Origin of the sequence: Sphingomonas sp., from assembly GCF_019746015.1 — a bacterium.
GTDB lineage: Bacteria > Pseudomonadota > Alphaproteobacteria > Sphingomonadales > Sphingomonadaceae > Sphingomonas.
The window spans coordinates 68,742-86,492 of sequence record NZ_JAIESM010000005.1; the positions used below are offsets into that span (position 1 = coordinate 68,742).

20 protein-coding genes are annotated in these 17,751 nt (G+C 69.3%); 7 read left to right on the forward strand and 13 right to left on the reverse strand.

The window, feature by feature from the left end; genetic code table 11:
* Positions 1-35: 35 nt before the first annotated feature.
* Genes K2Y03_RS00710 through K2Y03_RS00720 form a run of 3 tightly spaced genes read left to right on the forward strand, consistent with a single transcriptional unit; the run spans position 36 to position 3,360 of the window.
* Positions 36-1,346: a DsbA family protein gene (locus tag K2Y03_RS00710; RefSeq protein WP_294087452.1), complete on the forward strand. Its 1,311-nt coding sequence runs from the start codon at positions 36-38 to the stop codon at positions 1,344-1,346.
* Positions 1,334-2,389, forward strand: coding sequence for an MBL fold metallo-hydrolase (locus K2Y03_RS00715; protein ID WP_294087454.1), 1,056 nt, complete (start codon positions 1,334-1,336; stop codon positions 2,387-2,389). The genes K2Y03_RS00710 and K2Y03_RS00715 overlap by 13 nt, the downstream gene beginning before the upstream one ends.
* Positions 2,389-3,360, forward strand: coding sequence for a formylglycine-generating enzyme family protein (locus tag K2Y03_RS00720; RefSeq protein WP_294087456.1), 972 nt, complete (start codon positions 2,389-2,391; stop codon positions 3,358-3,360). The genes K2Y03_RS00715 and K2Y03_RS00720 overlap by 1 nt, the downstream gene beginning before the upstream one ends.
* A 97-nt stretch (positions 3,361-3,457) precedes the next feature.
* Here the strand turns inward: K2Y03_RS00720 and K2Y03_RS00725 are convergent, their stop codons facing one another.
* Complete coding sequence (locus K2Y03_RS00725) at positions 3,458-3,769, reverse strand: SCP2 sterol-binding domain-containing protein (RefSeq protein ID WP_294087458.1); 312 nt, start codon at positions 3,767-3,769, stop codon at positions 3,458-3,460.
* Positions 3,770-3,876: 107 nt separating this feature from the next.
* Between K2Y03_RS00725 and K2Y03_RS00730 the strand changes: the two genes are divergently transcribed.
* Positions 3,877-4,494 (forward strand): hypothetical protein, encoded by a 618-nt coding sequence (locus K2Y03_RS00730; protein ID WP_294087460.1) that lies wholly within the window; start codon positions 3,877-3,879, stop codon positions 4,492-4,494.
* A 45-nt stretch (positions 4,495-4,539) separates the two neighbouring features.
* Here the strand turns inward: K2Y03_RS00730 and K2Y03_RS00735 are convergent, their stop codons facing one another.
* Entirely contained in the window at positions 4,540-4,923 is a 384-nt protein-coding gene (locus K2Y03_RS00735; protein ID WP_294087461.1) for a hypothetical protein, read from the reverse strand.
* 86 nt (positions 4,924-5,009) lie between these two features.
* Between K2Y03_RS00735 and K2Y03_RS00740 the strand changes: the two genes are divergently transcribed.
* Entirely contained in the window at positions 5,010-6,653 is a 1,644-nt protein-coding gene (locus K2Y03_RS00740; RefSeq protein WP_294087463.1) for a sulfatase-like hydrolase/transferase, read from the forward strand.
* A gap of 33 nt (positions 6,654-6,686) precedes the next feature.
* On the opposite strand, the gene K2Y03_RS00745 is transcribed toward K2Y03_RS00740, so the two are convergent.
* Complete coding sequence (locus tag K2Y03_RS00745; protein WP_294087465.1) at positions 6,687-7,445, reverse strand: helix-turn-helix domain-containing protein; 759 nt, start codon at positions 7,443-7,445, stop codon at positions 6,687-6,689.
* Between the two features lie 77 nt (positions 7,446-7,522).
* Here K2Y03_RS00745 and K2Y03_RS00750 point away from each other — a divergent pair, with 77 nt between their 5' ends.
* Positions 7,523-7,969, forward strand: coding sequence for a nuclear transport factor 2 family protein (locus K2Y03_RS00750; RefSeq protein ID WP_294087467.1), 447 nt, complete (start codon positions 7,523-7,525; stop codon positions 7,967-7,969).
* Between the two features lie 16 nt (positions 7,970-7,985).
* Here the strand turns inward: K2Y03_RS00750 and K2Y03_RS00755 are convergent, their stop codons facing one another.
* The 9 genes from K2Y03_RS00755 to gltX all read right to left on the reverse strand — a co-directional run bounded on the left by K2Y03_RS00755 (position 7,986) and on the right by gltX (position 15,975).
* Positions 7,986-9,359 (reverse strand): cytochrome P450, encoded by a 1,374-nt coding sequence (locus K2Y03_RS00755; RefSeq protein ID WP_294087469.1) that lies wholly within the window; start codon positions 9,357-9,359, stop codon positions 7,986-7,988.
* 60 nt (positions 9,360-9,419) lie between these two features.
* Complete coding sequence (locus K2Y03_RS00760) at positions 9,420-9,956, reverse strand: GNAT family N-acetyltransferase (protein ID WP_294087471.1); 537 nt, start codon at positions 9,954-9,956, stop codon at positions 9,420-9,422.
* Positions 9,953-10,372 (reverse strand): 6,7-dimethyl-8-ribityllumazine synthase, encoded by a 420-nt coding sequence (ribH, locus tag K2Y03_RS00765; RefSeq protein WP_294087473.1) that lies wholly within the window; start codon positions 10,370-10,372, stop codon positions 9,953-9,955. Before ribH ends, K2Y03_RS00760 begins: the two co-directional genes overlap by 4 nt.
* Positions 10,373-10,531: 159 nt before the next feature.
* Positions 10,532-11,833 carry a 3,4-dihydroxy-2-butanone-4-phosphate synthase gene (ribB, locus tag K2Y03_RS00770; RefSeq protein WP_294087474.1) on the reverse strand — a complete coding sequence of 434 codons (1,302 nt, stop codon included), beginning with the start codon at positions 11,831-11,833 and terminating at the stop codon, positions 10,532-10,534.
* A gap of 44 nt (positions 11,834-11,877) precedes the next feature.
* Positions 11,878-12,495 (reverse strand): riboflavin synthase, encoded by a 618-nt coding sequence (locus tag K2Y03_RS00775; RefSeq protein WP_294087476.1) that lies wholly within the window; start codon positions 12,493-12,495, stop codon positions 11,878-11,880.
* 2 nt (positions 12,496-12,497) lie between these two features.
* A complete protein-coding gene (gene ribD / locus K2Y03_RS00780) occupies positions 12,498-13,457 on the reverse strand; it encodes a bifunctional diaminohydroxyphosphoribosylaminopyrimidine deaminase/5-amino-6-(5-phosphoribosylamino)uracil reductase RibD (RefSeq protein ID WP_294087519.1) in 960 nt (319 codons plus the stop codon).
* Positions 13,458-13,483: 26 nt separating this feature from the next.
* Positions 13,484-13,834: a hypothetical protein gene (locus K2Y03_RS00785; protein WP_294087478.1), complete on the reverse strand. Its 351-nt coding sequence runs from the start codon at positions 13,832-13,834 to the stop codon at positions 13,484-13,486.
* 36 nt (positions 13,835-13,870) lie between these two features.
* Positions 13,871-14,542, reverse strand: coding sequence for an energy transducer TonB (locus K2Y03_RS00790; protein ID WP_294087479.1), 672 nt, complete (start codon positions 14,540-14,542; stop codon positions 13,871-13,873).
* A gap of 101 nt (positions 14,543-14,643) precedes the next feature.
* On the reverse strand, positions 14,644-15,975 hold the full coding sequence (gene gltX / locus K2Y03_RS00795) for a glutamate--tRNA ligase (RefSeq protein WP_294087481.1): 1,332 nt from the start codon (positions 15,973-15,975) through the stop codon (positions 14,644-14,646).
* Positions 15,976-16,145: 170 nt separating this feature from the next.
* Here gltX and K2Y03_RS00800 point away from each other — a divergent pair, with 170 nt between their 5' ends.
* Entirely contained in the window at positions 16,146-17,081 is a 936-nt protein-coding gene (locus K2Y03_RS00800) for a ribose-phosphate pyrophosphokinase (protein WP_294087482.1), read from the forward strand.
* 129 nt (positions 17,082-17,210) lie between these two features.
* Here the strand turns inward: K2Y03_RS00800 and K2Y03_RS00805 are convergent, their stop codons facing one another.
* Positions 17,211-17,735 (reverse strand): sterol desaturase family protein, encoded by a 525-nt coding sequence (locus K2Y03_RS00805; protein ID WP_294087484.1) that lies wholly within the window; start codon positions 17,733-17,735, stop codon positions 17,211-17,213.
* Between the last annotated feature and the right edge of the window lie 16 nt (positions 17,736-17,751).

Sequence of the window (17,751 nt, forward strand, 5' to 3'; positions counted from 1 at the left end):
GCGTTGGGCCAGACGTCATCCCGCCGGAGTGCCGCATGAACCTCGTGCGACGGCTCGCCGCCCGGGCCCTCACCAGCAATGCCCTGCGCGATGCCCGCCGCACCGGTGCGCGCGCCCGCCGCCTGACCCGCGGCGGAAAACGCGCCGTACAGTTTTTCTGGCAGGTTGACGACCCCTATGCGGCAGTGGCGCTGCCCTTTGTTGTGCGGCTGGCGCGCGCGCATGGGCTGGCGCTGGAGGCACGGCTGGTGCCGCCGCCCGATGCCGCCGCCGCGCCCGAGGCGGCGTTGCTGGCGGCCTATGCCCGGCGCGATTCGGCAGCACTTGCCGCCGCGCTTGGCCTGCCGCCGGTCGCCGCCGTGCCGCCGGCAGAGGCGGTGGTGGCAACGGCGGAACGCGTAGCTGCACAGGCGCTCGTCCAGGCGGCGCCGCCCGAAACGCTGCTGGCAATCGCGCAGGCAATGGTCGCGGCCGATCCGGCAGCCGCGCTGGCGCCGCTCGCCGCCGCGCTGGGCAAGGCCAGCCCCGCCGCCACCGCGCGCGCACTGGCGCACGGGGCGGCGGCGCGCGCGAGTGCCGGCCATTATCTGGGCAGCGTCACCCATTTCGAGGGCGAGTTCTATTGGGGCATCGACCGGCTCCATTATCTGGAGGCGCGGCTGGCGGGCGATGCGGCGCTCTGCCCCCGGCTCGACCCGGTGATGCCGCCGGTTGCCGCCCTTGAAGGCCCGGCGCCGGTGCTCGATTTCTACCTGTCGTTCCGTTCGCCCTATACCATGGTCGCGGCCGAGCGGATCGGCGCGCTCGCCGCGCATTATGGCGCGACGCTCAATCTGCGCTTCGTGCTGCCGATGGTGATGCGCGGCCTGCCGGTGCCCGGGGCCAAGCGGCGCTACATCACGCTCGACACCAAGCGCGAGGCGGCGCGTTTCGGTCTGCCCTTTGGCGACATCGTCGATCCGGTGGGGCTGGGCGTGGAGCGCGGGCTGGCCGTCCTCCACCACGCGATTGCCGCCGGGCGCGGGCTGGACTTTGCCCGGGCCTTCCTGACCGGGGCGTTCGCGCGGGGGATCGACATGACCGGCGACGCGCTGTTCGCGGTCGCCGCCGGCGCGGGGATCGGCGCCGAGGCCGTGCGCGCCGCGCTTGCCGACGACAGCTGGCGCACGGTGGCGGAGGAGAATCGCACCGCGCTGTTCGCGCTTGGCCTGTGGGGCGTGCCCAGCTTTCAGGTGGCGGGCCGCGCGCCGCACTGGGGGCAGGACCGGCTCTGGGCCGTGGAGGATGACCTGCGCACCGTGCGCGGCCTGCCGCCGATCGACAGGAGAGTGCCATGCGAAGGGTGATGCTGATTCTGGTCGCGCTGGTCGTGCTGATGGGGGGTACGGCCTGGGCGCTCAGCGACCGCATCGCCATCGCGCTGTTCCGCCAGGGCATGCGCGCGGCGATCATGGAGGACCGGCTGGCCAAGCGCGACGATGCGCTGGGCGTCGCGCTGTGCGGTGCGGGCTCGCCAATGGCCGGGCCGGACCGCGCCGGGCCGTGCACGGTGGTGACGGCGGGCAAGCATGTGTTCGTCGTCGATATCGGCGAGGGCGGCGTGCGCGGCCTCACCCGGCTGGGCTATGGCCCGGCGCTGGTGGAGGCCGTGCTGCTCACCCATATCCATTCGGACCATTTCGATTCGCTGGGCGATCTGGCGCTGCAGCGCTGGGCGACGGCATCGGCGACGGCGCCGCTGCCGCTTTATGGCCCGCCCGGCGTGGTGACGGTCGCCGCCGGCTTCAACCAGGCCTATAGCATCGACCGCGACTATCGCATTGCCCATCACGGGCCCAAGGTGGTGCCGCCCTCCGGCTATGGGCTGGCGGCCCGGCCGGTGCCACCGGGCGTGGTGTTTGCCGCAGACGGGCTGGTCGTCACCGCCTTTCTGGTCGACCATGGCCCGGTCAAACCTGCTTATGGCTATCGCTTCGATTATAAGGGGCGCAGCCTGGCGATCAGCGGCGACACCGCGCCATCGGCCAGTCTGGAACGCGCGGTAAAGGGCGTGGACGTGCTGGTGCACGAGGCGCTGAGCCCCCGGCTGGTGGCCGAACAGCGCGCGGTCGCGCTGGCGGCGGGGCGCGCCAATCTGGCGAAGATCCTGGCCGACATCCCCAGCTATCACACCAGCCCGCAGGATGCGGCCGACATCGCCCGGCGCGCGGGCGTGAAGACGCTGCTGCTGACCCACATCATCCCGCCCCTGCCCTATTCGATTCTGGAAGGGCCGTTTCTGGGTGACGCGCGCCGGCGCTTCCCCGGCCAGCTGATCGTCGGGCGCGATGGTGACGAGCTGGTGCTGCCGGTGGGCAGCGAGAAGGTGGAGCGCGAAAAGCGGCGATGATGCGCGTGTTGCCGCTCGCCCCGGTGCTGGCAGCGCTGGCGGCCTGTACCGGCGGCGAGCGCGCCTGTGTGCCGCCTGACCGGCTGGCGGCGACCGCGAAGAACGGCATGCGCTGGGTGCCGCCCGGCCGCTATCTGATCGGCGCGCGGCCGGAACGGCCCGAGGAGGGGCCACCCCGGCCGGTGTCGCTGCCCGGCTTCTGGATCGGCCAGACCGAGGTGACCAATGCCGAGTTTGCGCGCTTCGTGGCGGCGACCGGCTATCGCACGCTGGCCGAGCGGCGGCCCGACCCGGCGCTCTATCCCGGCGTCGATCCGGCGCGGCTGGTGCCGTCGTCGCTGGTGTTCGTGGGCGTGCCGCCGGGCGAGGCGCCGCGCGGCCCGGGCAGCTGGTGGCGGGTGGTGCCCGGTGCCGACTGGCGCCATCCCGAAGGGCCGGGATCGTCGATCGCGGGCCGCGAGCAGGCGCCGGTGGTGCATGTCGGCCATGCCGATGCGCTCGCTTATGCCCGCTGGGCCGGCGGCGACCTGCCCAGCGAGGCGGAGTGGGAAGCGGCCGCGCGCGGCGGGCTGACCGCGCGCAGCTATAGCTGGGGCGATTCGCCGCCGGGGGGCGAGGGCGGGCTGACGCCGCGCGCCAATGTGTGGCAGGGCGCCTTCCCGGTCGAGGACAAGGGCGGCGATGGCTACAAAGCGCGCGTTGCCCCCGTCGCCTGCTTTGCCGCCAATGGCTATGGCCTGTACGACATGGCCGGCAATGTGTGGGAATGGACCGCATCGCCCGCCATCGGCGCGCTCTGGTCGGCAGACGATCCGCCGGAAACACGCGCCCGCGCGCGCCACCTGATCAAGGGGGGCTCGTTCCTGTGCGCGGACAATTATTGCTATCGCTATCGCCCGGCGGCGCGATCATCCGGCCCGGTCGATGGCGGCGCGTCGCATATCGGTTTCCGGATCGTGCGGCGCGGTTAGGATTTGGGCGGCAACCGCCCGCTCCCCCACCTCGCCTGCTGTGGAATACTGCCGATGAGAGGCGGGCTGGGGGAGCGGGCTGGTGCCGTAACCAGCCCTAACCCTGCCCCAGATTCAGCTTCGACGTCACCTGCTGCAGCTGCATGGCAACGCCCATGTCGCCCTCGATCTTCAACCGCCCCATCATGAAGGCGGTGGTCGCGCCCAGCTCGCCCTTGGCCATTTTCTTGAAATTGTCGAAGCTGATGCGGATGGTCGCGTCGGCGGGCAGATTGTCGTTGCTGACCTGCTGCTCCACCCCGTCGAGCAGGATGACGCCGGTGTCGCCGAAATCGAACTTCACCCGCTTGCCCGGCAGCCAGGCCTGCCCCTTGCCCATGATTTCGGTAACCTCGGCCAGATCCGCCATTCATCCTCTCCCTTTGCTGTATGACGGCGCTGAACAAACCGCCGCCGGGGCGCGCCGTCAAGTCGTGGGCACTGGCTTGGTGACATGGGCCATGCCATTATGTGCCGATGACAAGCTGGTTGCTATGGGGTGGCGCGGCCGCGCTCTATGTCGCGTTTCGCGCCTGGTATGACAATTGGCGCGGGCCCCTGCGCCCCGAGGAGATCGACGCGCTGATCGCGCGCGCGGGCCAGTTGCCGCATGCCGACCCGGCTTCGCGCGCAGCGGTGCGCGAGTTTCTGCTGGCGGATGACGGCCGCGAATTCGTGATGTTCAACATCGTCAAGACCACCACCGATCCCCGTCCCGATCCGCGCACGGGCGAGCCGGTGCCGGGTAACGAGCTGCTGCAGCGCTATGTCCGCCGGTTCGTGCGCGCGCTGGTGGCGCGGGGCGGGCATCCGCTGCTCGCCCGGCGCAAGATCGCCGGCTATGTCGACAGCTGGGCGGTGGCGCCCGATCCGGGCTGGAGCGTCATCGGCCTGATGCGCTATCGCAGCCGGCGCGACCTGATCGAGATGGTGCTCGACCCGCGCTTTGGCGATGTCCATCTGGACAAGGTGGCCGGCACGCTTGCCACCTTTTCCTTCCCCACCGCGCCGATGGTCAGTCTGGTGATGGGGCCGCGGCTGTGGGTGGCGCTGGTGCTGGCGCTGGCGGCGGCGCTGGGCGATCTGGTGGTTTGAGTGTGTTGACGCGGCACCGGCCCGCTCCCCCCATACCTAAACCAACTATCTGCGCCGGCGTCCCAGCTGCGTGCGAGCCAAGCCGATCGCGACGAACAGCACCGCTTCCACCGTCATCGGCGGCACGATCGCGGCGTCGGGGGTGAGCGCATAGGTGTAGAGCCGCCCGGCAAAGGCCAGCCCCAGCAGCAGCATCGGCAGCAGCGCGAGCGTGCGATCGTCGCGCCATGCCGCCCCCAGCGCGCCGATCGCCCAGGCGGCGAAGAAGCCGCCCATATCGGCACGCAGCGTGGCAGCAGCCAGCGGGCCGGGCGCCACCGGGCCGAGCCGCGCCGAAATCCTCGGCAGATCGAACCAGGTGAGCGCGAACAGCGCGAGTGCGAGGAGCCCGACCAGCGCCAGAAACCCGCGCGCCAAGGCCTTGACCATCCCAATCCTCCCCCAAATTCCCCGCCGAAATTACTGGCGTTTTGCGTGCCATTTGACAAGATGCCCGCAACAACGGGGAGAGAGAGATGCGGCGCTTCCTGATCGGGCTGGGCGTGCTGGTGGCCGTCGCGGCGGGCGGCTGGGCGGTGTTCCAGCACTATAAATATTACATCCCCGGCATCATCGCGCGCTGGCGCGATCCCATCCAGCCCAATCATCCGGTCACTTGGGCGCCCGGCCCCAAGGTGCCGCCGGCGGCGGCGCGGCCGCCCAACATCGTCGTCATCGTGGCCGATGATATGGGCCATAACGACATCAGCTTCTTCGGCGGCGGCGTGGGCGGCGGGCAGGTGAAGACGCCGCATATCGATTCGATCGGCCAAGAGGGTACGAGTTTCGACATCGGCTATGCCGCGAACGCCACGTGCAGTCCGTCACGCGCGGCGATCATGACCGGGCGCTACCCCACCCGATTCGGGTTCGAGTTCACCGCCGTCCCGGTCGCCTTTGCACGCGGGGTGACGCATGACGCGCCCGGCGGCGACCATCCGCACGCCATCTTCCATGAGGAGCGGACCAAGGGGCTGATCGACTATGCCCAGATGGGCGTGCCGCCTTCAGAGATTACGCTCGCCGAGCTGCTGCGCGGGCGCGGCTATCACACCATGCAGATCGGCAAATGGCATCTGGGCGAGGCCAAGGCGCTGCAGCCGAACGGCCAGGGGTTCGACGAATCGCTGGGTTTCATGGCGGGCGCGGGCATGTATGCGCCCGATGATGCGGCCGATATCGTCAACGCCAAGCTGCCCTGGGACCCGATCGACCGCTGGCTGTGGCCCAACCTGCCCTATGCGGTGCAATGGAATGGCGGGCAGCGTTTCGCGCCCAGGGGGCATCTGACCGACTATTTCACCGATCAGGCGGTGGCTGCGATCAACGCCAACCGCAACCGGCCGTTCCTGCTCTATCTGGCGTATAACGCGCCGCATACCCCGCTGCAGGCGACGCGCGCCGATTATGACGCGCTGCCCGGCATCAAGGACCCGGTCGAGCGCGTCTATGGCGCAATGATCCGCCAGCTCGACCGCGGCGTCGGCCGGGTGCTGGCGGCGCTGAAGGCGGCAGGCGTTGCGGACAATACGCTCGTCATCTTCACCAGCGACAATGGCGGCGCCTGGTACACTGGCATCGCCGGCAGCAACCTGCCGTTCCGGGGGTATAAGGCGAGCTATTTCGAAGGGGGGCTGCGGGTGCCCTTCTTCATGCGCTGGCCAGGCCGGATCGCGCCGGGCAGCCATGCGGCGGGGCCGGCGCACCATCTGGACATTTTCGCGACCGCCGCCGCTGCCGCCGGCGCGCCGCTGCCCGCCGACCGGCCGATCGACGGGGTCAGCCTGCTGGGCGCGCCTGCCCGCCCGGCCGCGCCGCGCACGCTCTATTGGCGTTCGGGTGACAACAAGGTGGTGCGCGAGGGCGACTGGAAGCTGCAGATCGCCGCGCGCCCGAACAAGGCGTGGCTCTACAACCTGGCCGCCGACCCGACCGAGCGGCACAATCTGGCCGGGATGGACGCCGGCCGTGTCGCCCATCTGCGCGCGCTGATCGCGGCGCACGACGCGCAACAGGCCAAGCCGCTCTGGCCCGCGCTGATCGAGGCGCCGGTGCGCATCGACGTGCCGCTCAACCGGCCGTGGAAGCCGGGCCAGGAATATGTCTATTGGTCGAATTAGGGGCTGGCCTGGGCGGGACGGAAACGCGCCCGCTCAAGCGCGCGACAGCAACCGCTCGCTTGCCTCGTCCGCCGGCACGAAGCTTTCGATCCGCAGCTGGTCGAGCTCCAGCTCGCCCGGCGATGCAAGGCGCGACAGCACCGAAATGATCGACAGCATGCGGTCGCCGATCCGGTACCGCTCGATCAGCACCGGCGGCGGCAGACCGTCCGGCGCGGCCCAGGCGGCCACCGCGGGATAGCGCTCGATCCGGGCAACCACGGGGCGCAGCGCGCCGTCCTGCTCGGCCTCGATCCGCAGCCGTCGCAGCGTTTCCGGAATTACCTCTTCGGGGTTCACCAGCCAGCGCAGCAGGCCGCGCGGGTGGAACACCAGGTCATAGATGTTCGGCCCGCCCGGCGGTGCGGTCGCCTGCCACACGTCCTCGCCCGGCGCCGCCAAAGCGGTCAGCGCACGCATCGCCGCGTTGACCGCGATCAGCGTGCCGTCGGGCCGGAAGGCATAGGCCGGCCAGGGCGAGAAGCGCGCCATCAGCTGCGCGATCAGGGCGGCGTCCGGCGGGTCGGTTGGGTCGCGCGCCGCCGGCGCCAGCGTTTCGAGCAATGCCCGCTGTTCCCAGCCCCGCAGCGCAAGTGCGGCGGCCAGCTTGCCCAGGCTGGCCTGGCCGGGCCGGGCGCGCCCGGTTTCCAGAAAGCTGATATGGCGCTGCGACAGCCCCGCGCGCAGCGCCAGTGCCTCCTGAGACCAGCCGCGCCGCCGGCGCAGCCGGGCCAGTGTCGCCCCGAAACTCATCTGGTCAGAATATGATGTTCAGGTAATTGAGTCCATTACCTTGCCGGCTAGGGTCGGCGGGCAAGGGAGGACGCACCATGATCGAGCTTTGGCGCACCTGGATTTCGGCGTTCGACGCCGCTGTCGACAGCGATGATTGGGACCGTCTGCGCCCGCTGCTCGCCGACGATGCGACCTATACCGTGTCGGGCGCGCCCTTTGCCTGCCATCTGGCGGGTGCGGAGGCGGTGCTTGGCGGCTTCCGCCGGTCGATCACCAATTTCGACCGTCATTTCGACCGGCGCTGGTGGTTCGGCGTCGGCGTGCGCGAATTCGCGCCCGATGTGGTGACGGGCCGGGCGATGGGCGTCTATCAGCTGGGCGACAAGCCGCTGCTGCATTTTTCGGCGCACAGCCTGTGGCGCTTTCGCGACGGCCGGCTGGCGGCGATGCAGGATTGCTATGATCCGGCCGAGGCCGATGTGCAGGCGGCGCTGGTGTGGCTGGCCACCCATGCGCCGGGGCTGGACGCCAGCTATTGCTGACGGCAGCCGCCGTGCTTCAGCCCAGCGGCACGAAGCGCAGCGGCAGGCCGTCGCGCGGGCGCGGGATGGGCCAGGGTTGCCACTGGGTGCCCGCGCCCGGCGCCAGTTCGATGCGATAGCGGCGCAGCAGCTGCACCATCAGGATGCGGATCTGCATTTCGGCAAAGTGCAGCCCCAGGCACATATGCGCGCCGCCGCCAAACGGCACCCAGGCAAAGCGGTGGCGCGCGCGCACCTGATCGGGGGTGAAGCGCATCGGGTCGAATTTTTCGGGCTCTGGCCAATGCTCGGGCATGGCGTGGGTCCAGGCGGGCGAGACCGAGACATTGGTGCCGGCCGGGATGCGATAGCCGCCAAAGTCGAAATCCTTCAGCGCCCGGCGCGGCAGCGAGGGCACCGGCGGGATCATCCGCAGCGCTTCCTTGAAGGCATAATCGGTCAGCGTCAGCTGGTCGAGCTGGCCATGCGCCAGCCCCTCCTCATCGTTGAGGCCCAGGCCCAGCACCTCGGCGCGCAGCTTTTCCTGCCATTCGCCATGCTTGCCCAGCAGCATGACGAGCGACGTGGCCGACGAGGTGATGGTGTCGTGCGCCGCCATCATCAGGAAGTTCATATGGTCGGCAATGGCCGCATTGCCCAGCGGCTGGCCGGCCTCGTCACGCGCGCGGCAGAAATGCGAGAAGAAGTCCTGCCCCTGCCCCGCGCGCCGCACCGGAATCTCGCGGTTGAAGAAATCGAGCAGATAGGCCCGCGCCCGGGTGCCGCGCGCCATCTGCGTGCCGGGCAGCGGAAAGCGCACCGGGGCGATCGACGCCTGCACTTCATCGACAAAGGCCTGGTTGATGCGCTTTGCCTCCGGCCCCAGGTCCATGCCCAGAAAGCTTTCCGCCGCCAGATCGAGCGTCAGTTCCTTGATCGCGTCGTAAAAGCGCATCGGCCGGTTGGCCCAGCCGGCCACTTCGCGGGCGATGCCGCGGTTGAGCTGTTCGGCATAATGGCGCATCGGCTCGGGCTTGAACGCCACCGACAGCGTGCGCCGGTCGGCGCGGTGCTGCTCGAAATCCATCAGCATCAGGCCGCGCGGAAACAGCAGGTTGAGCACCGGCCCCCAGCCCTGTTCGGATGAGAAGATGCGGTCGCGGTCGAACAGCACCAGCTCGTTCGCCTCCGGCCCCAGCAGGGTGACGGTCGGCCCGCCAAAGGCGTTGTTGCGATAAACCCGGCCATAGCTTTGCACCATGCGCTGGCCGAAGCCGACCGGGTCTTTCAGGATGCGGAAGGTGTTGCCGACCAGCGGCAGCCCTTCCTCACCCGGAATATGGCGCAGCGCCTTCATCGGCAATTTGGGCAGCCAGTGCGGATTGGCCTTATAGGTATGCGCAAATGCCATGACGGACCTTGCTTGGAGTGGGCGTTACTGACAGCGCTATAAGTAAGCCCGGCCGTCGGCTCAAGCGCGGCGCGCGCGCCACTCGGCCGCGCTCTGGCCCCAGGCGTCGACCACCGCTTCGTGGAACGGGTCGGGCAGCCTGGTGGGCCCAAGATTGGTCGAGCCCAGCCGCCGGGCCAGCGCGATCGACCGCGTATTGGCCGGATCGATGACGTGGATCACGTCGGCCCAGCCCAGCGTGTCAAAGACATAATCCATCGCCGCGACGGCCGCTTCATGGGCATAGCCGCGCCCGGCGAATTGCGGTGCCACGCCCCAGCCCACTTCCTTGGCCGGCCAGCCTTCCGGCTCCCACGGGCCGATGCGGCCGACCCAGGCGCCGCTCGCCTTTTCGATGACCGAGAACATCGCAAAGCCGCGGATCGCCCAGGCGCCGCGCATCGTGCACAGCTGCCGCCAGGTGCCGCTGCGCCCGGCGGTGCCGCCGATGAAGCGCATCGTCTCCTCATCGGCGTTCATCGCGCACCAGCCGTCGAGATCAGCGGCTTCGGGCACGCGCAGGATGAGCCGCGCTGTCTCCAGCACCGGATAGGTCACCCGAAGCGGCCCTTCAGCTCCAGCATGGCAAGCGCTGCCTTGGCCGCTTCGCCGCCCTTGTCCTTGCGCGCGGGGTCGGCGCGTTCCAGTGCCTGCGCCTCATTCTCGGTGGTCAGAATGCCGTTGCCGATGGCGAGCCCTTCCATGCTGAGCGCCATCAGCCCGCGCGCGCTTTCGCCGGCGACGATCTCGAAATGATAGGTTTCGCCGCGAATGACGACGCCCAGCGCAACATAGCCGTCATAGCGCCCGCTGTCGCTGGCGAGCGCAATGGCGCCCGGCACTTCCAGCGCGCCGGGCACGGTGATCGTCTCGTGCCGGTGGCCGGCCGCCTCGATCACGGCGCGGGCGCCTGCCAGCAGCAGGTCGTTCAGATGCTCGTAGAAACGCGCTTCGACGATCAGGATGCGGGCCATGGCGAAATCCTTTTTGGCGAGGGAGGGGCGAGAGAAAGCAACACGTCACCCCGGACTTGTTCCGGGGTCCACTGCCGCGCCTGGCCCCGCAGCGCAAGGCCTGGCACATCGGTGGATGCCGGAACAGGTCCGGCATGACGACGAGAGGACGGGAGGTGCCTATTCCCCCGCCGTGCAGGGGATCGGCCGTTCGCCGACAATCGACAGGCCATAGCCTTCCAGCCCCACGAGTGTGTGGTGCGTGTTGGTGAGCAGCACCATGTCCTGCACGCCGAGTTCGGACAGGATCTGCGCGCCGATGCCATAGTCGCGCAGTTCCTCCACCTGCGGGTCGCCTGCACCCTTGCCCTCGTGCCGCAGCTGGATGAAGCGCGAGACCAAGCCCTGCATCGGCTTGTTGATGACGACGATGACGCCCGCACCTTCCGCCGCGATCAGCTCCATCGAGTGGGAGAGGAGGCCCGAGCGCTCGGACTCCTCGCCGAACACGTCGACGAACATCGACATGGTGTGCATCCGCACCAGCGTCGGCCGGGCCGGATCGACCTTGCCCTTTTGCAGCGCGATCAGCTCGTCGCCGGTCGCCTTGTTGCGGAAGGTCATCGCCCGCCAGTCGCCGCCCCAGCGGCTGTGGAAGCTGATTTCGGCGGTCTTTTCGACCAGATGGTCGTGCCGGCGGCGATAGGCGATCAGGTCGCGGATCGTGCCGATCTTCAGCCCGTGCTCGCGGGCAAAGGGGATGAGGTCGTCCAGCCGCGCCATCGTGCCGTCGTCCTTCATGATCTCGCAGATCACGCCCGACGGATTGAGCCCGGCGAGCCGCGCGACGTCCACCGCCGCCTCGGTATGGCCGGCGCGCACCAGCACGCCGCCCTCGCGCGCGACGAGCGGGAAGACATGACCCGGCGTCACGATTTCGCCCCGGCCCTTCGACGCGTCGATCGCCACCGCCACGGTACGCGCCCGGTCATGCGCGGAAATGCCGGTGGTGACGCCGTCCTTCGCCTCGATCGACACGGTGAAGGCGGTTTCGTGGCGGGTGCCGTTCTGGCGGCTCATCAGATCGAGCCCGAGCTGGTCGACACGCGCGCGGGTGAGCGACAGGCAGATGAGGCCGCGGCCGTGCGTGGCCATGAAGTTGATCGCGTGCGGCGTGGCCATCTGCGCGGGGATCACCAGATCGCCCTCATTCTCGCGGTCCTCGTCATCGACCAGAATGAACATGCGGCCGTTGCGCGCTTCCTCGATAATCTCCTCGATCGGCACCAGCACTTCGGCATCGTCGCCGGCGAACAGCACCGTTTCCAGCTTTTTCAGCGTTTCGGCAGTGGGGTTCCAGTCGGGCTGGTCCAGCTCGCGCAGGGTGTTGGCGTGGAGGCCGGCGGCACGGGCAAGCCCGGCGCGCGACATGCCGCCCTCGGTGACGAGGCGGCGGACTTTTTCGATCAGCTGCGTGCTCATGTCGCGCAGCTAATCACACTGAAATGTGATTTCAAGTTACCGAATCACATTGCGCTGTGTTTTTGCCGATAAACGTCCATCCGGCTGAGATAGCGCGCCAGCACGTCGATCTCCAGATTGACCGCGCGGCCCGGCTCAAGGTCGCTGAGCGTGGTCACCGCCCAAGTGTGCGGGATGATGTTGATCCCGAAGGTCGTGCCCCCGGCGGCATCGGCCACATCGTTGACGGTCAGCGACACGCCGTCGACGGTCACCGACCCCTTGGCCGCGACATAGGGCGCGATGTCGCCGGGCACGCGGATGACGACGCGGTGCGAGGCGCCCTCGGGCGCGACGCTCACCACCTCGCCCACGCCATCGACATGGCCGGTGACGATATGGCCGCCAAGCTCGTCGCCGATTTTCAGCGCGCGTTCGAGGTTTAGGCGCCGGCCGACGGTCCACTGGCCTTGCGCGGTGCGGGTGATCGTCTCGGCAGAGGCATCGACCGCGAACCAGCCCGGCCCCTTGTCCACCACCGTCAGGCAGCAGCCCGAGCAGGAGATCGACGCGCCGAATTCCACCGTCGCCATGTCATAGCTGGTGCGGATGACCAGGCGGGTGTCGCCGCGCTGCTCGACACTGTCGATGGTGCCGATATCGGTGATGATGCCGGTGAACATGGCTACTCCCCCGGGGCTTGCTCAAGCGCCTCGTAAACCTCCAGCCGGTCGCTGCCAAGCGCGCGCGCGTCGATCAGGCGCCAGCGGCCATGCGCCTCGGCCAGGCGGCCCAGCCCGATATCGCCCAGCGCCGCGCGGCCCGCCCCGATCAGGATCGGCGCGCGGTAGAGGATCAGCCGGTCGACCAGACCCGCCGCCACGAAGGCGGCGGCCGCGCCCGCGCCCCCTTCGACCAGCAGATGGTCGACCCGGTCGAGCGCGGCAATCGCGGCCGGGCTGGCGACCGCTTCCCAGCCGGGTGGCGGCGCCTGCCGCGTCAGCATCAGCCGGCGGGGGCGGCGCTCCTCCAGCCCCGCCATCCGCACGTCGAGCTGCGGCGCATCGGCATCATAGGTGCCGCGCCCGACCAGGATCGCCTCGTGCCGGCTGCGCTCCAGATGGGTGTGCGCGCGCGCTTCCGGCCCGGTGATCCAGCGGCTTTCGCCGGTGCCAAGCGCGATCTGCCCGTCGAGCGAGGTGGCCAGCTTCAGCGTCACCAGCGGCCGGCCGAGCCACTGCCGCGTCAGGAACCCGGCCATTGCGCGTTCGGCCTCGCCCGCGCGCACGCCCGTCTCCACGGCGATGCCGGCGGCGCGCAGCCGGGCATAGCCCTGACCGTTGACGGCGGGGAACGGATCGTCGGCGGCGACCACCACGCGGGCAATCCCCGCCTCGATCAGCAGCGCGGCACAGGCCGGCCCGCGCCCGGGCGCGGCGCAGGGCTCCAGCGTGACATAGGCGGTTGCCCCCCGCGCGGCGGCGCCGGCCTCAGCCAATGCCACCGCCTCGGCATGGGGGCGGCCGCCCGGCTGCGTCCAGCCGCGCCCGACCACCACATTCCCGGCGACGATCACGCAGCCGACGCACGGATTGGGGGCAGTGCGCCCGCGCCCGCGCGCGCCCAGCGCCAGCGCGGCGCCCATCCAGCGCGCGTCGTCGGCTGCGGTGCTCAGAGCCCCCACCGGGTCAGCGCGTCATCGATTTTCTTGAACTCGGCCTGACGCGCCTTTTGCAGCTTGTCGAGCTTGGCCTGTTCGACCGCCTTTTTGGCGGCATCGATCCGCTGCTGCGCGCGCACTTCCTCGTCGGTGCGGGTCAGCGGCCATTGCTCGACATAGATGATGTTGCGCTTGTACGGCCGCTCGAAATGCGCGTCCCTGCTGAACACGAACAGGATCGCCAGCGTGCCCGCCAGCGCCGCCAGCAGGAAGCGGAACTGGTGCCGGGGCCGCCGCGCCATGAACAGGCGCAGGTCGCGGGCCGCACCGAGCGGCGAAAAACGGGCGAGATAGGCAAACACAGGCCTTCAGATACGCATCCCGCCCAGGCTTCGCAATCACTCCTCGGTCAGGTCGAAGCGCACGCGCATCTGTTTCCACGTCTCATAGGGCACGCCGTCGCGCGTGGCCGGCCGAAAGCGCCAATGGCTGAAGGCGCGGCGGCGCGTTGCCTCCAGAAAATCGGCGTCGTTGCTGCCCACCGGCTCCAGCGCCTTCACCCGGCCGTCGGTGCCGATCAGCACGCGCACCGTCACCAGGCCGGCCACGCCCTCGCGCAGCCTGGTGCTGGGATAGACGGGCTGGAAGGCGCCGGCGTATTTCGGGTCGATCTCCGGGCCGACCAGCACCGGCGGCGGCGGGACGGGCTTCACGCCGCTGCCATCCCCCATGCCCTGGCCGGTGCCGAGCGGCGGCGGCAGCGGGTTGACGTTGGTGGTGCCGATGGCCGGGCCGGTGTCCACCGGCGGCCGCACGATGGGATCGGGAATGGTGGTCCGGGTCTCGCGCGGCGCGGGGTCGGCCTTGTGCCGGGGCTGGGGCTGGGGTTTCGGCGGGGGCGGCGGGTCGAGCGGCGTGAAGATGATCACCGTCGGCGCGCGTTTCAGCACATCGACCGGCACCAGATCGGGCGCGACCAGCATGATCGTGCTCACCGCGCCCAGCGTGACGGCGGCAGCCAGCAACAGCCCGTCGGGCCGGATGGCCGGCCCGGCTTGATAGCGTGTCATCATCCTCTCCCAATTTCGGGCGCGCAAACGGTGCGCCACCGCAAGTGTGATGATACATCATTTCATCATCGATGCAAGGCCCGCGTAACAAAATGGCGCGGTCAGGCCCTGGGGCGCAATCTTTGCACCGTGCGCTCGCGCCCGATCAGCGGCAGCAGCGCGGCCATGTCCGGCCCGTGGTCGCGCCCCGTCAGCGCGCGGCGCAGCGGCAGGAACAGCGCCTTGCCCTGCCGCCCGGTGGCCACTTTCAGCGCCGCGGTCAGCGCGTGCCAGGGGTCGGCACTCCAGTCCAGTTCCGCTGCAATATCAGCGGCTTGTGCAAGATAGCCGGTATCTTCGGCGGCGATTTCGGTATCTGCGAGATGCTCCACGATGCGCCACCAGTCGGCGGCCTCCGCCAGCCGCTCGATATTGGGGCGGATCGCGGCCCAGGCGGCCTCGTCCATCCCCGCCGGCAGCCGATCGGCCACCGCATCGAACGGCAGCTGGTGGATGATCCGCGCGTTGAGCTGGGCCAGCTCGCCCTCGTCAAAGCGCGCCGGCGCTCGGCCGAACCGGGCAAAGTCGAACCCGGCGATCAGCGGCGCCATCTCCGCCACCGGCTCGACCGGGTCGCTGGTGCCCAGCCGCGCGAGCAGCGCCCGCACCGCCTGCGGCTCGATCCCGGCCTCGCGCAGCGCCGCCACGCCCAGCGACCCCAGCCGCTTCGACAATTTGCCTTCCGCCCCGGTCAGCAGCGCGGCATGGGCAAAGGCCGGCGGCGCCACCCCCAGCGCGTGGAACATCTGGATCTGCGCGGCGGTGTTCGACACATGGTCCTCGCCGCGCACGACATGGGTGATCGCCATCTCGGCATCGTCGATCGCCGAGGGCAGCATGTAGAGCCAGCTGCCATCGGCGCGGCGCACCACCGGGTCGCTCATCGTCGCCGGATCGAATTTCTGGGGGCCGCGGATCAGGTCGTCCCACGCGATCGGTGCGGTTTCGTCCAGCCGGAAGCGGTAATGCGGGCGCACGCCCTGCGCCTCCAGCCGCGCGCGCTCGGCATCGGTCAGCCACAGCGCGGCACGGTCATAGATCGGCGGCAGCCCGCGCCCCAGCTGCACCTTGCGCTTCAGGTCCAGCTCCTGCTGCGTTTCATAGGCGGGATAGAGGCGCCCCGCCGCCAGCAGCGCGGCGAAGCGCTCCTCGTACAGCGCAAAGCGGGCGGACTGGCGCGCCTCGCCATCGGGCGTCATGCCCAGCCAGTCCAGATCGGCGCGGATGCTGTCGACAAAGCGCTCCTCGCTGCGCCCGGCATCGGTATCGTCGATCCGCAGCAGGAACGCGCCGCCCTGCGCCCGCGCCCACAGCCAGTTGAACAGCGCGGTGCGGATGTTGCCGATATGAAGCGAGCCGGTGGGCGAGGGAGCAAAACGGGTGCGCACGGTCATGCCCGCTGCTCTAGGCGGCGGCACCGGGGGGAGCAATGCCCCTTGCCGTGCGGCGAAACGGCGTTCTAAGAGCCAGCTATATGGGGGAGCGGGCCGGTGCCGCCGAAATGCGCCGGCGGCGCATTTCCAGACGAACTCTACAGCGCGACGGGCGGGATGGGACCAGAACGATGAAACTGTTGACCGGCAATTCCAACCTGCCGCTGGCGCGTGCGGTGGCGGCCTATCTTGAAATTCCGCTGACCCAGGCGAGCGTCAGGCGCTTTGCCGATGAGGAAGTGTTCGTCGAAATCCACGAAAATGTCCGCGGCGAGGATGTGTTCGTCCTGCAATCCACCGGCTATCCGGCGAACGACAATCTGATGGAGCTGCTGATCTGCATCGATGCGCTGAAACGCGCCTCGGCCAAGCGGATCACCGCCGTCATCCCCTATTTCGGCTATGCCCGGCAGGACCGCAAGCCGGGACCGCGCACGCCGATTTCGGCCAAGCTGGTCGCCAATCTCATCACCGTGGCTGGCGCCGACCGGGTGCTGTCGATCGATCTGCACGCCGGGCAGATCCAGGGCTTTTTCGATATCCCGACCGACAATCTCTATGCCGCGCCGGTGATGTCGGCGGACATTCTGGCGCGCTTTGCCGGGCGCAACCTGATGGTGGTGTCGCCCGATGTCGGTGGCGTGGTGCGCGCGCGGGCGCTGGCCAAGCGGCTGGACAATGCCCCGCTCGCCATTGTCGACAAGCGGCGCGAGCGCGCGGGCGAATCGGAAGTAATGAACATCATCGGCGATGTCGAGGGGCGCTTCTGCATCCTGATCGACGACATTGTCGATTCGGCCGGCACCCTGTGCAATGCGGCCGCGGCGCTTAAGGCGGCGGGCGCGGCCGATGTCGCTGCCTATTGCACCCACGGTGTGCTGTCGGGCGGCGCGGTCGCGCGGGTCGATGGCTCGGCGCTGACCGAACTCGTCATCACCGACACGATCGGCAATGCCGAGGTGGTAAAGGACGCACAGCGCATCCGCCAGCTGACCATCGCCCCGCTGCTGGGCGAGGCGATCCGCCGCATTGCCGATGAATCGAGCGTGTCGAGCCTGTTTGACTGAGGGGGCGTCGCCCCGTGCTCGACACGGGGCTTGGCTGTTCGTCTCACACAGCGCCGCCAAAGGTCAGCCAGGCCCCGCATCAAGTGCGGGGCGACGATTGGGCATAAGGCTCTTCGCGATCAGCGCGGCCTAAGCCAGCTCATCTGCAGCGCCGGCCCGCTCACGCGGCGCGCGCACCCCCGCGCGCTCACGGCGCTTCAGCTCGGCCTTCAGCGCCTCGGGCTTGGGCGCGACCAGAAAGCCGAAGCTGACCGTGCCCTCCTTCGTTTCCACCACATGGTGCAGCCGGTGCGCCTGCACGATGCGCTTCATATAGGCCGAGCGCGCGACATAGCGGTTGGGCCAGCGCTGGTGGACGATGATGTCGTGAAACCCCAGATAAATCGCGCCATAGGCCGCGATGCCGGCGCCCATCCAGGTTGCCCACTCGCCCCAGGTCCCGCTCGTCCCCAGCACCAGCAGCGCAATGGACGGCGTGGCGAAGATGACGAAATACAGGTCGTTCAATTCCCAAAAGCCGGTGCGCGGGCGGTGATGGCTCTTGTGCAGGAACCAGCCCGGGCCATGCATCACCCAGCGGTGCATGACATAGGCGACGCCTTCCATCACGGCGACGGTGGCGAGGAAGATCAACAGTCCGACGGCAATCTGCATGCCCCCCTTATAAAGC

What these genes read in the sequence shown, in the direction of transcription:
- K2Y03_RS00710 (WP_294087452.1), top strand. Translation starts at nt 36, where the DNA reads ATGAACCTCGTGCGACGGCTCGCCGCCCGGGCCCTCACCAGCAATGCC.
- K2Y03_RS00715 (WP_294087454.1), top strand. Translation starts at nt 1,334, where the DNA reads ATGCGAAGGGTGATGCTGATTCTGGTCGCGCTGGTCGTGCTGATGGGG.
- K2Y03_RS00720 (WP_294087456.1), top strand. Translation starts at nt 2,389, where the DNA reads ATGCGCGTGTTGCCGCTCGCCCCGGTGCTGGCAGCGCTGGCGGCCTGT.
- K2Y03_RS00725 (WP_294087458.1), bottom strand. Translation starts at nt 3,769, where the DNA reads ATGGCGGATCTGGCCGAGGTTACCGAAATCATGGGCAAGGGGCAGGCC.
- K2Y03_RS00730 (WP_294087460.1), top strand. Translation starts at nt 3,877, where the DNA reads ATGACAAGCTGGTTGCTATGGGGTGGCGCGGCCGCGCTCTATGTCGCG.
- K2Y03_RS00735 (WP_294087461.1), bottom strand. Translation starts at nt 4,923, where the DNA reads ATGGTCAAGGCCTTGGCGCGCGGGTTTCTGGCGCTGGTCGGGCTCCTC.
- K2Y03_RS00740 (WP_294087463.1), top strand. Translation starts at nt 5,010, where the DNA reads ATGCGGCGCTTCCTGATCGGGCTGGGCGTGCTGGTGGCCGTCGCGGCG.
- K2Y03_RS00745 (WP_294087465.1), bottom strand. Translation starts at nt 7,445, where the DNA reads ATGAGTTTCGGGGCGACACTGGCCCGGCTGCGCCGGCGGCGCGGCTGG.
- K2Y03_RS00750 (WP_294087467.1), top strand. Translation starts at nt 7,523, where the DNA reads ATGATCGAGCTTTGGCGCACCTGGATTTCGGCGTTCGACGCCGCTGTC.
- K2Y03_RS00755 (WP_294087469.1), bottom strand. Translation starts at nt 9,359, where the DNA reads ATGGCATTTGCGCATACCTATAAGGCCAATCCGCACTGGCTGCCCAAA.
- ribH (WP_294087473.1), bottom strand. Translation starts at nt 10,372, where the DNA reads ATGGCCCGCATCCTGATCGTCGAAGCGCGTTTCTACGAGCATCTGAAC.
- ribB (WP_294087474.1), bottom strand. Translation starts at nt 11,833, where the DNA reads ATGAGCACGCAGCTGATCGAAAAAGTCCGCCGCCTCGTCACCGAGGGC.
- K2Y03_RS00775 (WP_294087476.1), bottom strand. Translation starts at nt 12,495, where the DNA reads ATGTTCACCGGCATCATCACCGATATCGGCACCATCGACAGTGTCGAG.
- ribD (WP_294087519.1), bottom strand. Translation starts at nt 13,457, where the DNA reads ATGGGCGCCGCGCTGGCGCTGGGCGCGCGCGGGCGCGGGCGCACTGCC.
- K2Y03_RS00790 (WP_294087479.1), bottom strand. Translation starts at nt 14,542, where the DNA reads ATGACACGCTATCAAGCCGGGCCGGCCATCCGGCCCGACGGGCTGTTG.
- gltX (WP_294087481.1), bottom strand. Translation starts at nt 15,975, where the DNA reads ATGACCGTGCGCACCCGTTTTGCTCCCTCGCCCACCGGCTCGCTTCAT.
- K2Y03_RS00800 (WP_294087482.1), top strand. Translation starts at nt 16,146, where the DNA reads ATGAAACTGTTGACCGGCAATTCCAACCTGCCGCTGGCGCGTGCGGTG.
- K2Y03_RS00805 (WP_294087484.1), bottom strand. Translation starts at nt 17,735, where the DNA reads ATGCAGATTGCCGTCGGACTGTTGATCTTCCTCGCCACCGTCGCCGTG.